Origin of the sequence: Empedobacter sp. UBA5987 (assembly GCF_002429865.1) — a bacterium.
Taxonomy (GTDB): Bacteria; Bacteroidota; Bacteroidia; order Flavobacteriales; family Weeksellaceae; genus Empedobacter; species Empedobacter falsenii_B.
Genome location: NZ_DJBB01000020.1, coordinates 1 through 14,547, shown reverse-complemented (window position 1 = coordinate 14,547; position 14,547 = coordinate 1). Strand labels below are relative to the sequence as shown.

Genomic DNA, 14,547 nt, shown 5'->3' with positions numbered 1-14,547 from the left:
GAATCCTGCCACCCCGACAAAAACCTTTGTATATTTGCAAAGGTTTTTTTTATACATTTATTTCATGAAATCTATCTTAGGTAATAAAGAATCTTTTGTCTCATACTCTGTCGCTTTTCTATTTATTTTAATCATGATTGGAACAGCAATGATTTATGATGATAAAGAAATTATTTTACCAGAAGTTGCTGCATTATCTGTCGGAATTTTAACGTTTCGAGAAAATAAATGGCTACAACGACCATTTCATATTTTTTTACTTCCGTCAATTACAGCTATTTTAGGATTTGGAATTAATTTTTTACCAATTATATTATCATTCAAACTAGCATTGGTATTGGTTGTAATGTTAATTGTCTTGAAAATTTTTAAAAGTCAACTTGCGCCTGCTTTAGCTACGGGATTATTACCAATTGTTACAAATGCAGAATCTTTTGTATTCCTATATGCGATATTTCTATTTGTCTTTTTACTTTTTCTATCAATAAAAATATTCAAACTAAAACCAACTGAAAATGCAGTTCCAATGATTTACACAAGCCATAATAGATGGTTAATCGGATTATGCATAGTTTGGTTTGCAGCCTGTTATTTTAGCGGTTATGCATACTTCTCTGCGATACCACCCATTATTGTAATTTCTTTTGAATCGTTAAATAATCCGACATTAAAATTAACTATACGTCTAAAACGTATTCTTGTGATGTTTATGGCGACGATGGCTGGTTGTTTGACGATGCATTATCTTGATAATTGGCTAATCATTGGATTAATCGATTTGATTGTCGTAATGTTTATTTTGAAATTAACAGATTTACGCTTACCTCCTGCTTTTGCAATGGTGATTTTACCAATGATTCTACCTTCTGACTCGATAAAATATTTACCTGTTGCAACATTAATCATGAGTATATTTTTTATGCTATCGATTTATATTATTCAGAAAGTTGCTTATCCAAAAGCGATTGATTTCAAATAAAAAAGTCATCCAAACTTGAAGGACTTTGTAGCTATATTTTAACAATATTTTTCTCCGTTTTTCTGTAATTTCAAATCGCTCACATAAGTTTTTATAAACTGTACATTGCTTCGAGGACAAATGAGTAATCCTTTCTCCGAATTAATAACCACATAACTATCTAATCCATCAATAATAATAGCTTTGTCTTGTGTAGAATAAATAAAATTATTTTTAGCGTTGTAACCAGAAAAATGTTTACATAATAATGTATTGTGATTTTCGTCCTGATCTTCACCTGTGTATTTATACTTTTCGTTGATTGCAGACCAAGTTCCAATATCACTCCAGCCAAAAGTTGTTGGAATGACATAAACATTATCTGCTTGTTCTAAAATTCCTTTGTTGATAGAAGTTACATCTAACGTTGTGTAAACAGGTTTTAAAGTTTCTGTATTTTGTAAAGAACGTTCAAGATTAAAATATTTTTTCAAAGTTTCTTTCATCGAAGGTAAATGTTGTTGAAAAGCTTTTACAATACTATCTACAGACCAAACAAGGATTCCTGTATTCCAAATAAATTCACCACTCGTTATAAAAGATTCAGCAAATTCTAAATCAGGTTTATCGATATAAGATTTTACTTTTTTTATAGGTGTTGTATTTTCGATGAACTGAATATAACTGTAATTAACATCTGGTCGCGTTGGAGCTACTCCCAAAGTAATCAATCGATCGTTATCAGCATCTTCGAAAGCAAGATTTACTTTTTCTACAAATTCATCTTCATCAAAAATAAAATGATCTGAAGGAGAAATAATCAATTTTGCATTTGGATTAAATTGTTGGATTGTCATTGCGGCCAATAAATTACAAGCTGCGGTATTCATGACTCTTGGTTCGATGATAAAATTTTTATCCTCAAAATCTGGTAATTGTTCTTTTACAATCTCTTTATAATCTTGAATAGTTACAATGAAAATATTTTCTTGCGGAACGACTTTTTTTAGGCGATTATATGTTAATTGAATAAAAGTTTTTCCTATTCCTAATAAATCATGAAATTGTTTTGGTTTTTTAATTGTACTCAAAGGCCATAATCTCACTCCTGTACCACTGGCAAGGATAACAGCGTAGTTATCTTTATTATTCATGATTGTCTTTTAAAGTTTATTTACAGTTGCAGTTGCGTTTATCAAATATTTTTTCTTGGTTTTCAACTCTAAACAAAGATACCTTAATTTTCTTTTAGATTCTTTTTTAAAGATTCTTTTTCCTATCGAAAATATTGTACCATCCTCCAAATCTTCAAGATAAATTTGAGCAGGATTTTTATCATCTATAATATATTTTGAGATATTAATATCTGCTCCTAAACTCGCTTTCGGATGTTTGGCATGATGAAGAATATACGGTTGCAATTCTTCGGGATAAATGTGAAGAGATTCTAATAATAAATGCCCAAAAATGGTTTTCCATTCTTTTCCATGCGGATTTATTTTACGCGAATCAAACTGAACAAAAGTTTTGAGATGCGCCACTTCATGTGTAAAAACAAAAAAGAAAGCATACTGATTTAAGTCGCCATTCACTGTAATTTGATGACGATTATTTTCGACCAATTTGCGATAATCTCCCAACTTAGTTTCACGTCTTCTTGTAATTTTTAACGTTATAAAATGATTTTCTAACCACTTTTTTACATACAAGTCTGCATTATGAGGGAGATAAGAAGTTAAATGTTCTAAATTCACATTGTGCAAGATAAATAAAAAGCCTTTCCAATAAAAATATTAATTTTGTCGTAATGAAACTAATCGAAAATTTAGGGTCATACTTTATGCTTATGGGTAAAGTATTTAGCAAACCTCAAAAATTGAGCGTTTTCTGGAAATTGACCGTTAGAGAAATATATGATTTAGGTGTCAACTCTTTGGGAATTGTAACCTTTATCTCAACATTTATGGGTGCAGTTGTAGCAATACAAATGGCGAAAAACTTTCAGGGAGCGTCTATTCCTGTTCCAGATGCTTACATTGGTTATGCGACCAAAGTGGTTTTGGTGTTAGAGTTTGCCCCAACCATTATGTCGCTAATTTTAGTTGGTAAAGTAGGTTCGTACATCGCATCGAGTATCGGAACTATGCGTGTTACAGAACAAATTGACGCGTTAGATGTAATGGGGATCAATTCTGCAAACTTCTTGATTTTACCAAAAATTATCGCCTGTGTATTTTTCAATCCTTTATTGGTTATGATTTCTATCGGATTTGGATTATTAGGAGGTTACTACATTGGTGTTTTTACAAAACTATGGTCTGCAGCCGATTTTATTACAGGTTTACAAATGAATATGGCAACAAAATTGTTTGTCTATACATTCCTTAAAACAATGGTATTCGCGTTTGTTATCGCAACAATTCCGGCATATTATGGTTATAAAGTAAAAGGAGGTTCGTTAGAAGTTGGTCGTTCTGCAACAACAGCTGTTGTATGGACATCAGTAGCAATTATTGTGATCAATTTAATATTAACACAAACAATTTTGAGCTAATGATTGAGGTAAAAGATATCAGAAAATCATTTGATGCAGTAGAAGTACTGAAAGGTTTTTCTGTCACTTTCGAGAAAGGAAAAGTTAGTTTGATTATTGGTCAAAGTGGTTCTGGAAAAACTGTTTTTTTGAAAAATTTGATTGGATTATTAACACCAACTTCAGGTCAAATTTTGTACGAAGGAGATAATATGATCGAGTTTGATTACAAAGAAAAACAACGTTTACGTTCAGAAATTGGAGTAGTTTTCCAAGGTTCGGCTTTGTATGATACGATGAATATTGTAGAAAATGTAAAATTTCCATTGCAAATGTTTTCGGATATGTCAAATGCTGATGCCGAAAAACGTGCGCGTGAAGTGTTAGATCGTGTAGAAATAGCTCGTACAGCGCTTAAAAAATATCCGTCAGAAATATCTGGAGGAATGCAAAAACGTGTGGCGATTGCGCGCGCGATTGTAAATAATCCAAAATATTTATTTGCTGATGAACCAAACTCTGGTCTTGACCCGAAAACGGCGTTAGTTATCGACCAATTAATTTATGATATCACAAAAGAATACAACACAACAACCGTTGTAAATACACACGATATGAACTCGGTAATGGAAATTGGAGATCATATTGTTTTCTTAAAAAATGGTTTCTTGGAATGGGAAGGGACAAAAGAGGAGATTTTGGTGGCTGATAATCCAAATGTTATTGATTTTGTATATTCGTCAAATCTTTTCAAGAAACTAAGAGAAGCCTTATTAAAAGAACAATAATAAATCAATAAAAATAAAAATTCTATGAAAAAATTAATTTTAACTGCAATTGTAGGTTTAGCTGCAAATTTTGCAACAGCACAAAATATCAATTTTGGTATCAAAGGAGGAGCTGTTTTCAATACAGATAAAGGAAAAGTTTGGGAAGATGCTGGAAATATTTTCAAGAAAGATGGGAAAGCTTCTGCAGGGTTTCAAGCTGGTGCTTTAGCTCGTGTCTCTTTAGCAGGAATTTACATTCAACCAGAGTTATTGTATACGCAATTCAAAAATGAATATGATGTTGATGGACAAAAACTGAATGTAACTAAAAAACGTATGGATATTCCTGTAAATGTTGGAAAAAGATTTTTAGGAATCGGACATATTCAAGCTGGTCCAGTTTTCTCTTACTATTTTGATGATAAATTATCTGTAAAAGATTTTACAACTGCAAAACAAGACGAATTTAATGTCGGAATGCAAATTGGTGCAGGTGTAGAAGTTTCTAAATTATTATTCGATTTACGTTACGAATTCGGTTTAGGAAAAGTTGGATCTGACATTTTGAACGGATCAAATGGACAATATAGAACAGAAATTCGTCCGCAAATGTTAAACTTATCAGTAGCATATTTATTCTAAAAGGTTGTTTGTAAATAAATTTATTGGATATATTTGTTCCAAATTGTATTTTTGCAACCTCGTAAATTATTAAAATGGCAAAAAATAATAAAAAAGAAGAATTCGCTACAGAGCAATTCGTAGAAAAATTAGATAGAACAGCTTTCAACGTAGAGTTTTTTGTTGAAAAATATGCTAAAGCAATTGGTATTGGTTTAGGAGTAATTATTGTAGCTGTTTTAGGTTATTTTGCTTACTTAAAACTAGTCGTAGAACCTAAATCGGATGATGCTTTCAAAGAAATGGTTCAAGCAGAACGTCTTTTTGATCAAGATTCTATTAACGTTGCTCTTAATGGTAGCGCAGGAAGTTTCCAAGGTTTACAACAAATTGTTGATGAATATGGAAATACTGATGCTGGTAATTTAGCACGTTTCAAAGCGGCAAGTTCTTATTATAAATTAGGAGATTACGCATCTGCGGTAAAATTATTAGAAGATTTTGACACAGATGACAATGTAATGTTGGCGCAAAAATATGGTATGTTAGGAAATGCATTAGTTGCTTCTAACAAATTAGAAGAAGGTTTACCTTACTATGTAAAAGCTGCTGAAGCGACAGAAGTTGAAACATTACAATCGACTTACTATACAAAAGCGGGTGAAATTGCGATGGAATTAGGTAAAAATGCTGATGCTTTAAAATATTTTCAAGCTTTAGAGGATAAATATCCAAATGCAAATAATGGTGAAACTGCGAAGTTTATTGAGCGTTTAAAATACGCTTCTGAAACTGCGAAATAATTCACTTCAAAAGATAATTACAAGCCGAACAAATTGTTCGGCTTTTTTTATTGATTCAAATCAAAGTTTATCCTAAATCATTTTTGTAATTTTACCATTCAAATTTTAAACAAAATGGCAACAGAAAATAAAAATTTATCTCAATATAATAAAGCAGAATTACCAAATGTAGCGGGCTCTAAGTTTGCAATCATTACATCTGAATGGAATAATCATATCACATTTAATTTACGAGATGGAGCAAAAGATACATTGATTGATTTGGGCGCAAATCCTGATGATGTTACATTATATGAAGTTCCTGGTAGTTTTGAGTTGATTTATGGAGCTGATAAAGTCGCGCAAGTTCATCCAGATTTGGACGGAATTATCGTTGTTGGATGTGTGATTCGTGGAGCAACAGCGCATTTTGATTATGTTTGTCAAGGTGTGACACAAGGAATCAAAGATTTGAATATCAAACACAATATGCCAATTATTTTTTGTGTTTTAACAGACGAAAATGAACAGCAATCAATTGATCGTTCTGGCGGAAAACATGGAAATAAAGGAGTTGAAGCTGGTGTAGCTGCGGTTATGATGGCGGATATGAAAAAGAAATTAGGTAAATAATTTTAGAATGATAGATTCAAAACTTTATCGATGCCAATAGCAGAAGATTTTAAATCAATTTATACGAAAAATTGGGAGATTTATTTTTCTCAATGTGATCCGACAGGTAAGATGAAATTGTCTGAAATGGCAAATCTTTTTCAATTAACTGCTTCAGAACACGCGATAAAAGGAGGTTTAGGTTTCTTTGATTTACAAGAATTTAATCAATCTTGGGTAATGAATCGACTTCGAATTGAGATTGATGAATTACCTTCTTGGACAGATTTTGTTGATGTAAAAACTTGGATTGAAGTATTGAAAGGTGCAAAATCTATTCGTGATTTTACAATCGAGAAAAATGGAAAAAAATTAATTGGAGCTTCAAGTTTGTGGGCGGTTTTCAATACAGAAAAACGTCGTCCTGATATTCTTCAAATTGATTCATCTCACATTGAACGTTTTCCTGATCTGAAACCAACGGAAGTCGAGAATTCGATTTTAAACATCGATTTTGAACCAACAGAAGTTATTCAATATAAAGTTCAGTTTTCTGATTTAGATATCGTAAAACACGCAAATAATACCAAATATTTGGATTGGTGTTTGAATACTATTGATCCTGAAATAATATTCAAACATCGTATCAAAGCGATTGATATGAATTTCTTGAAAGAATTAAGTTTACATGACAAAATAGAAATTCAGAAATTAGAAACTAAGAATTTAATTCAGTTTAAAGTTGTTAATCAAGAAAAAGTAAACTTCGTTTGTCGATTGGAGTTGAGGTAAAATACTTTGTATAATGCGATGTAGAAATGAGTTCAACATGACTTATGGATAATAAGTCAGAATGCAACGTAAGTGGAATGAAGAATCTCAGATTCCTCCTTTCGTCGGAATGACATTTACTTTATCAGAGTTTTGAAAACAATTATTCTGAGTTTATCAAAGAATCTAAAATTATTACAATAAAAAAAGGTTTCATATCGAAACCTTTTTTTATCTATTTTTCTTTTGTCAAAACAAATTTAGCAGAATCGGCCGATTCTATTTTCTTCTGATTTTTATTTAACTGAGTAATTTTTCCCTCTTCAACCAAAAAAGCATTCGGAACATTGGCAATTTCAGGAAAAACAATTGTATTTCCATCTTCTTTAAACTGAAAAGTTCCAGATGTCATAATTGCCATTTTATCTAACCCCAGACGTTTTGTAGAATAGACATATCCTTTGTTTGGTAATAATTTTATTTCCATTTCAACCTCTTTGCAATCTTTCTCATAACAAGGCAAAATTCCTTTGTAAGCTCCTTCGTATTGAATAGATTCTTCGGCAGTTTTTGCTTCAACTTTTACTGAATCTTCTACATTTTCTACATCATTTTTTACAGGTTCTGTTTCGCTTTTACAACTTGACACAACAAAAGCTGCGATTGTAAATGTGGCTAAAATTATTTTTTTCATTTTTTAGAATTTGATTTAAAGGTAAGTAAATTTTGAGCCAAAAAAAATCCTTCCGAATATTTTCAGAAGGATTTGTATAATGTTTTGTAATCTTATTCGATTAGAAAATTTCTTTCGCAGCAAAGTGGAAAGCAGCTTCAATAGCAGCATTTTCGTCAGAATCAGAACCGTGAACAGCGTTAGCATCGATAGATTCAGCATATTTAGCACGGATTGTACCTTCTGCAGCCTCAGCTGGGTTAGTAGCACCGATTAAAGTACGGAAATCAGCAACTGCGTTGTCTTTTTCTAAAACTGCAGCAACGATTGGTCCAGAAGTCATGAATTCTACTAAATCCTTGAAGAAAGGACGCTCTGCGTGGATAGCGTAAAATGCTTCAGCATCTTGTTTTGCTAATTGAGTCATTTTAGCCGCTTTAATTTTGAAACCAGCGTCAGTAATGTCTTTTAAAATATCTCCGATGTGTCCTTTTGCAACTGCATCAGGCTTAATCATTGTAAATGTAATGTTTGCCATTTTATTGAATTGTATTTATTACTTATTTTTTGAGGTGCAAAATTACAAAAATGATTCGAATGTTTTTGTTTTATAATTAAAATTTCTTATTTTAATAAAAATAGTTAATTGTTATTCATTTAAGATTGTTTCAATTCGATAATATTTCTTATTTTTAAGAGAAATCTAAAACTTATGAATACAAATGATCTTTCCACATTTCATCATAAAACAAAACTCAAAAAGGTTGGTGATAAATATTTTCTACCTTTCGAAATTTGGAATTATTTAGATTTTGGGCTGATGTTTGCACTTGTTTTATTCTTTATTTATGCATCAAGTGAAATGAATATTGTTTTTATTTCAATGATTTTAATTTTTGGAATCCGAATAATAACGACAATTAAAGACAGATTTTTTGTAGAAATTAAAACATCAAAATCGTTGAGTGAGAATATTAATTTAATCAAAGAATTAGCACAGCGTCAACATAATTTTACGCAATCATTGGACGAAGAAGGTTTGTTTCTTTTTGAATATTCGGAACGAAATATTTTTTACAAATACAATTACCGAAGAAGAGATTATATCGAAACAGTTGTGATTTACTGTGAAGACAATTCGATTTGGGTGAACTCTTTTAATCAACGTTATTTCGGAATTTTTAGACGATATAATCTAAAACAATGGATAAAATTGATCCAATTAAAAAGCGAGAATTAATCTCGCTTTTTAATTTTAATATCTTTCGATTAAATCGTTTCCTATTTCGTTGATAGAATCATCAGTTTCTTTTGGGTTTGGTCCCCATTGATTAGAACCTGGTTGACTATCCATAATAAAAAATATTAATAAAATAAGATTTCCTCCAGGTATAAAAGTTAATAAATAGAACCATCCACTTTTTCCTGTGTCATGCAATCTTCTACTTATTAAAGCTAATCTTGGTATAAGAGTTATAAAAAAAAATAAAACTATTATTCCTCCAATAGTATATGAAACTATGTCTGATATATTTATAAATTTAAATAAACAAATGAAAGATATTATAAAAAATATAGTATTAATTAAAGTTGTATACCAAAATTCGCTTCTGCGGGCTCTTCCCGAGAAATTGGCGTAATTGTCAAACATTACTCGTTTGTATATTTCAATCATAGATTAAGTTGTTAAATTATGTTAAAAATATTAAAATAAATTTTATTACGTAACTCTTAATCTGCTTTTAAACGTTTAGTTTTGAACATTTCTGGCTTATAATTAATAATAAAAACACCAAGAATAATTAGAATAGTAGCGACGATAAACTTTGATGAAATTTGTTCGTCTAATATTAACCAACCCAAAATTATTGCAATAATCGTATTGAAATAAGAAAGAATAGAAACTTGTATTGGAGAAATTTTGGTCAACGCATAATGAAATGAAAAAAACGTAATCACAGAACCAAAAACAGCTAAATAAAGCATGGCAGAAATACTTTTTGTACTCCAATTTTCGAAATTATAATTTTTTGTAAAAGCGAAAGCAAAAATAATTTAAACAATTCCAGCAAATATAAATTGGTAAAAAAGATTGAGAGAAATATTTTTGGATTGAATATTCATTTTTTTAATGAAAATAGTTCCTGTTGCCCAACCTGTAATTGCACAAAAAAGTAAAATAATTCCAGTTCTATATGCTAGATTTGCTAATTCTTGATTTCCCTACCAAAAAATAAATATTCCACCCCCAAAATAAAGTAAAACACCTAATAATCCACGCTAACTGAATTTTTGTAAGCCAATAAAAATACTTCCTAAAAAAACGAGAATAGGTGAGGTTGCACTAATTAATGCAGCTAAAATACTCGATAAGTTTTCTTCTGCAGCAGTAGTTAATCCATTTGCCATTATCAGCATTAATGAAGCGAGATAAGTTGATAAGAAAGGTTTTTCCAGACAATCTATTTTAATTCCTTTTTAGATAGTAAAATAATTAGCATAATTAGTCCTGCCAAAAATTGACGAATTTCAGCAACAAACCAACTAGGAATAGTTTCTACAGCTATACGAATTCCGAGAAAAGTTGTTCCCCAAACAATTGCAACTATGCTTACGGCAATCAATAATTTGATGTCTTTCAAGATTAAAAAAGTTAAAAGTGTTAATTCTAAAATAGAATTATAAAAATAAAAAAAGCGACTTGATAAACCAAGTCGCTTTTAGAGTATTATAATAGAGATTTGTTATTTAACAAAATCTTCTGCTTGTTTTAGTGCAGCATCTAATCCAGAAACCTCTTTACCACCTGCTGTAGCTAAGAAAGGTTGTCCACCTCCGCCACCGTTGATGTGTTTTGCAATTTCTTTTACAATTTGTCCTGCGTTATAACCTTTTTCTTCCACAAGATTTTTTGTAATAGAAATTGTGATAGATGGTTTTACAGCATCATTAGTACCTACTACGATAAATGCATTTTCGATTTCTTTTGTTAAATCAATTGCATTTTGTTTTGCGGCATTTGTATCTAAATTCGTTTTAACCGCTAAGAAATTAACACCATTAATCTCTTTAATTGCAGCTTTCCAAGTTGCTTTTTCAGCAGCAGCTTGTTGCGCAACAAAAGATTCTAATTGTTTTTTCAATTCTGCATTTTCATCTAATAAATGTTGAACAGCTTTTACCGCATCATTTTTCGTTTTAAGTGCAGCTAAAACATCATTGTAATTTTTCTCAGCATCTTTGTATGCTTCGATTGCTTTGTTTGATGTAATTGCTTCGATACGACGAATACCAGCAGCAGTAGAAGATTCAGATAAAATTCTGAACAAACGAATATCCGCTGTGTTTTTTACGTGCGTACCACCACATAATTCGATAGAAGATCCGAAACGAATAACACGAACTTTATCACCATATTTTTCACCAAATAAAGCCATTGCGCCTTCAGCGATAGCTTCGTTGATATCACAATCTCTTTTTTCGATTAATGGTAAAGCTTCTGCAATTTTATCGTTTACTTTTTGCTCAACAATTGCCAATTCTTCATCTGTCATTTTAGAGAAATGAGAAAAGTCAAAACGTAAATAATCATCTCCCACATAAGAACCTTTTTGTTCTACGTGAGTTCCTAAAACTTCGCGTAATGCTTCGTGCATTAAGTGTGTCGCAGAGTGATTTTTCGTTGTCTCATTACGTTTTTCTGTATCAACTTTCGCATTGAATGTAGCGTTTACATTTTCTGGTAAAGTTTCAACAAAATGAATTACTAAGTTATTTTCTTTCTTCGTGTCAACAACTTCAATTGTTTCATTCAAAGTAGAAATTGATCCTGTATCACCAATTTGTCCTCCAGATTCTGCATAGAATGGCGTTTGGTTGAATACTAATTGGAAAAATTCTCCTTTTTTATTTTTTACTTTTCTGTAACGTGTAATTTTTACTTCAGCTTCTGTGTTATCATAAGCGATAGAAGTTTCGTTTCCTTTGTCATCTAAAATAACCCAGTCATCCGTTACCAAAGCAGTTGCTTTTTTCGAACGTTCTTTTTGTTTCGCCATTTCAGCTTCAAAACCAGCTTCATCAATTGTGAAACCGTGATCTTCTGCTACAATACGAGATAAATCTGCAGGGAAACCGAATGTATCATATAATTCGAAAATCACATCACCAGGAACAACTTTAGAATCTCCTAATTGCTCGATGATTTGATTTAATCGGTTTAATCCTTGTTCAATTGTACGTAAGAAAGAAGCTTCTTCTTCACGAATAACGCCAGTTACAATTGTTTCTTGTTTCACTAATTCTGGGAAGAAATCGCCCATTTCAGCTTTCAAGATTGGATATAATTTATAGATAAAAGGTTCTTTAAGACCTAAGAAACGATATCCGTAAGAAATTGCACGACGTAAAATACGACGAATTACATATCCTGCTCCTGTGTTTGATGGTAATTGTCCATCTGCAATTGCAAAAGAAACTGCACGTAAATGGTCAACTACAACACGTATAGCGATATCTGTTTTTTCTGATGCTCCATATTTTACACCAGAAATTTCTTCTAATTTATTGATTGTTGGTTGAAAAACATCTGTATCATAATTAGATGATTTTCCTTGTAAAACCATTGCTAAACGCTCAAATCCCATACCTGTATCGATGTGGCGAGCTGGTAAAGATTCTAAAGAACCATCCGCCTTACGTTGATATTGCATAAATACCAAATTCCAAATTTCGATAACTTGTGGATGATCCATATTAACCAATGATTTTCCATCAACAGCTAAACGATCAGCTTCTGGACGAATATCTACGTGAATTTCAGAACATGGTCCACATGGTCCAATATCACCCATTTCCCAGAAATTATCTTTTTTATTTCCGTAAAGAATTCTGTCTTCCGCAATATGTTGTTTCCAAAGTTCTAACGCTTCTTCATCTAATGATGTTCCGTCACCTTTGTCACCTTCAAAAACGGTTACATAAATTTGATCTTTAGAGATTCCGTATTTTTCTGTTAGTAATTCCCATGCCCAAGCGATTGCTTCTTTTTTGAAATAATCACCAAAAGACCAGTTTCCTAACATTTCGAACATCGTGTGGTGGTAAGTATCTTTTCCTACATCATCCAAATCATTATGTTTACCAGAAACACGAAGACATTTTTGTGTATCCGCGATACGATTACTTTTTGGAGTTCCGTTTCCTAAAAAATATTCTTTGAATTGTGCCATCCCCGAATTATTGAACATTAATGTCGGATCGTCTTTCAAAACAATCGGCGCTGAGTCTACTATTAAGTGGCCTTTTGTCTCAAAAAAATGCAGAAATTCTTTTCTTATATCTTTGGATTTCATTTAATTAAATTATTTTTATCATTTGATTAACAAGTTTACTCGTACAATATTCGTTACTTTGCAAACGTTTTACAAAGATAATAAAAGGTTGGTTAAGTAATGGAAAATAAAAACTATAAGTATAATTCTGTGAAATTTTTGATGAGTTGGGCGAAGAAAAGAGTCCAAAAAACTCCTAAAACAGCGTTATACGTATTACTATTTTTATGTCTATCGACAATATCTGCTGGAATGATTGGATATCATTTTAATGATTCAGAATACGCATCTAGAGCAGGAAAATTCAAAGACGACAAAAGCAAATTATTGGCTGAGTTGGAAAGAATGGAAAATGAAAATCAGCAATTACATAAAAAATTCAAAGAAGTAGAAGAAGCTTTGACAGAAATCGAAGAAAAAGATCGCAATATTTATCGTACAATTTATGATATGCGTGTCAATGAAAACATCGATTCTGTAAACAAAGAAATTGATAATTATACAGCAGAAGATATTGAAAAATTGATTGATAAAATCGAAATTGAATCAAAATCGTTGGACGAAGTGTTTCGTTCGGCTGGTGTAAAAGATGCGAATTTATCATCAATGCCAGTTCTAAAACCTGTTGCAGATAAATATGTAAGTAGATTAGCATCTGGTTATGGATCTCGTTTTCACCCAATTTTGAAAGTGAATAAAATGCACAAAGGTTTAGATTTTGCTGCGTCTACAGGAACACCAATTTATGCAACTGGAGATGGTTCTGTAAAAGTTTCTGAATTTAATTCGGGTTACGGAAATATGGTGGTCTTGAAACACGGAAATGGTTACGAAAGTTTGTATGCTCACATGTCTCGTGCTAAAGTTCGAAGCGGACAAAAAGTGAAAAGAGGTGATGTAATTGGTTATGTTGGGACGACTGGATTGTCGACAGGAGCGCATTTGCATTACGAAATTCACAAGAATGGGGAACCTGTAGATCCTATTATGTATTTCTACAATGATGTTGATCCAGACGATTTCATTAAAATTTATCAAAACTCTAAAAAATTGTCATTATCTTTGGATTAAACGCTGATAATGAACGTAGACCTGCCTGATAAACTATATTACTCGATTGGCGAAGTCGCCAAAGCCTTTGATGTAAATGCATCGTTGATTCGATTTTGGGAAAAAGAATTTGAAATTATTCAACCCAAAAAGAACAAAAAAGGAAATAGATTATTTACCAAAAATGATATTGATTGTTTTAAGAATATCTATTATTTGGTCAAAATAAAAGGCTATACGTTAGAAGGCGCAAAACAAGCGATTGGTAAAAAAGGAATTGCGACAACGACAGATGAAATAGATGTTGTGAAGCGATTAGAAAATATAAAAGACGAACTCATCAAACTTAAAATGAGTTTTGAATCGGAAGAAATAAAAGATGAACTGAATTAAGTTCATCTTTTTTGGTTATAAAACTTTTGTGGATATCCTAACGAAAGTTCC

16 protein-coding genes and 1 pseudogene are annotated in these 14,547 nt (G+C 31.5%); 10 read left to right on the top strand and 7 right to left on the bottom strand.

All coding sequences use genetic code 11. The annotated features are described in order from the left end of the window. Positions 1-64 precede the first annotated feature (64 nt). Positions 65-979: a hypothetical protein gene (locus tag B3J26_RS03685; RefSeq protein WP_291073311.1), complete on the top strand. Its 915-nt coding sequence runs from the start codon at positions 65-67 to the stop codon at positions 977-979. Positions 980-1,017: 38 nt separating this feature from the next. Here B3J26_RS03685 and B3J26_RS03680 read toward each other — a convergent pair whose 3' ends face one another. Beyond that, entirely contained in the window at positions 1,018-2,112 is a 1,095-nt protein-coding gene (locus B3J26_RS03680) for a mannose-1-phosphate guanylyltransferase (RefSeq protein WP_291073309.1), read from the bottom strand. Positions 2,113-2,121: 9 nt separating this feature from the next. After that, positions 2,122-2,712 (bottom strand): SprT-like domain-containing protein, encoded by a 591-nt coding sequence (locus B3J26_RS03675; RefSeq protein WP_180905771.1) that lies wholly within the window; start codon positions 2,710-2,712, stop codon positions 2,122-2,124. A gap of 53 nt (positions 2,713-2,765) precedes the next feature. Between B3J26_RS03675 and B3J26_RS03670 the strand changes: the two genes are divergently transcribed. From B3J26_RS03670 to B3J26_RS03645, 6 genes are all read left to right on the top strand, one after another. Continuing rightward, positions 2,766-3,512 carry an MlaE family ABC transporter permease gene (locus tag B3J26_RS03670; RefSeq protein WP_038330976.1) on the top strand — a complete coding sequence of 249 codons (747 nt, stop codon included), beginning with the start codon at positions 2,766-2,768 and terminating at the stop codon, positions 3,510-3,512. Further along, positions 3,512-4,279 carry an ABC transporter ATP-binding protein gene (locus B3J26_RS03665; RefSeq protein WP_114998788.1) on the top strand — a complete coding sequence of 256 codons (768 nt, stop codon included), beginning with the start codon at positions 3,512-3,514 and terminating at the stop codon, positions 4,277-4,279. Before B3J26_RS03670 ends, B3J26_RS03665 begins: the two co-directional genes overlap by 1 nt. 24 nt (positions 4,280-4,303) lie before the next feature. Next, on the top strand, positions 4,304-4,903 hold the full coding sequence (locus tag B3J26_RS03660; protein ID WP_291073307.1) for a porin family protein: 600 nt from the start codon (positions 4,304-4,306) through the stop codon (positions 4,901-4,903). A gap of 74 nt (positions 4,904-4,977) precedes the next feature. Next, entirely contained in the window at positions 4,978-5,685 is a 708-nt protein-coding gene (locus B3J26_RS03655; protein WP_221856203.1) for a tetratricopeptide repeat protein, read from the top strand. A 114-nt stretch (positions 5,686-5,799) separates the two neighbouring features. Further along, the gene (gene ribH, locus B3J26_RS03650; RefSeq protein ID WP_180905773.1) at positions 5,800-6,297 is read left to right on the top strand and encodes a 6,7-dimethyl-8-ribityllumazine synthase; all 498 of its coding nucleotides are present in this window, start codon (positions 5,800-5,802) and stop codon (positions 6,295-6,297) included. Between the two features lie 30 nt (positions 6,298-6,327). Beyond that, a complete protein-coding gene (locus B3J26_RS03645; RefSeq protein ID WP_219033792.1) occupies positions 6,328-7,068 on the top strand; it encodes an acyl-[acyl-carrier-protein] thioesterase in 741 nt (246 codons plus the stop codon). Positions 7,069-7,282: 214 nt separating this feature from the next. Here B3J26_RS03645 and B3J26_RS03640 read toward each other — a convergent pair whose 3' ends face one another. Next, positions 7,283-7,741 carry a copper resistance protein NlpE N-terminal domain-containing protein gene (locus B3J26_RS03640; protein WP_219033791.1) on the bottom strand — a complete coding sequence of 153 codons (459 nt, stop codon included), beginning with the start codon at positions 7,739-7,741 and terminating at the stop codon, positions 7,283-7,285. A gap of 100 nt (positions 7,742-7,841) precedes the next feature. Then, positions 7,842-8,258, bottom strand: coding sequence for a nucleoside-diphosphate kinase (locus B3J26_RS03635; protein ID WP_038330990.1), 417 nt, complete (start codon positions 8,256-8,258; stop codon positions 7,842-7,844). Between the two features lie 174 nt (positions 8,259-8,432). Here B3J26_RS03635 and B3J26_RS03630 point away from each other — a divergent pair, with 174 nt between their 5' ends. Further along, positions 8,433-8,960 carry a hypothetical protein gene (locus tag B3J26_RS03630; protein WP_221856200.1) on the top strand — a complete coding sequence of 176 codons (528 nt, stop codon included), beginning with the start codon at positions 8,433-8,435 and terminating at the stop codon, positions 8,958-8,960. 15 nt (positions 8,961-8,975) lie between these two features. On the opposite strand, the gene B3J26_RS03625 is transcribed toward B3J26_RS03630, so the two are convergent. The 3 genes and pseudogenes from B3J26_RS03625 to alaS form a co-directional block, all read right to left on the bottom strand. Continuing rightward, positions 8,976-9,371 carry a DUF805 domain-containing protein gene (locus tag B3J26_RS03625; protein WP_244958051.1) on the bottom strand — a complete coding sequence of 132 codons (396 nt, stop codon included), beginning with the start codon at positions 9,369-9,371 and terminating at the stop codon, positions 8,976-8,978. 80 nt (positions 9,372-9,451) lie between these two features. Next, positions 9,452-10,362 (bottom strand): annotated as a pseudogene (locus tag B3J26_RS03620) (DMT family transporter). Between the two features lie 102 nt (positions 10,363-10,464). Next, positions 10,465-13,074 carry an alanine--tRNA ligase gene (gene alaS / locus B3J26_RS03615; RefSeq protein WP_291073304.1) on the bottom strand — a complete coding sequence of 870 codons (2,610 nt, stop codon included), beginning with the start codon at positions 13,072-13,074 and terminating at the stop codon, positions 10,465-10,467. Positions 13,075-13,173: 99 nt separating this feature from the next. Here alaS and B3J26_RS03610 point away from each other — a divergent pair, with 99 nt between their 5' ends. Together B3J26_RS03610 and B3J26_RS03605 are read left to right on the top strand one after the other, a co-directional pair. Beyond that, positions 13,174-14,124, top strand: coding sequence for a M23 family metallopeptidase (locus tag B3J26_RS03610; RefSeq protein WP_038330999.1), 951 nt, complete (start codon positions 13,174-13,176; stop codon positions 14,122-14,124). A gap of 9 nt (positions 14,125-14,133) precedes the next feature. Further along, positions 14,134-14,496: a MerR family transcriptional regulator gene (locus tag B3J26_RS03605; protein ID WP_291073302.1), complete on the top strand. Its 363-nt coding sequence runs from the start codon at positions 14,134-14,136 to the stop codon at positions 14,494-14,496. Positions 14,497-14,547 lie beyond the last annotated feature (51 nt).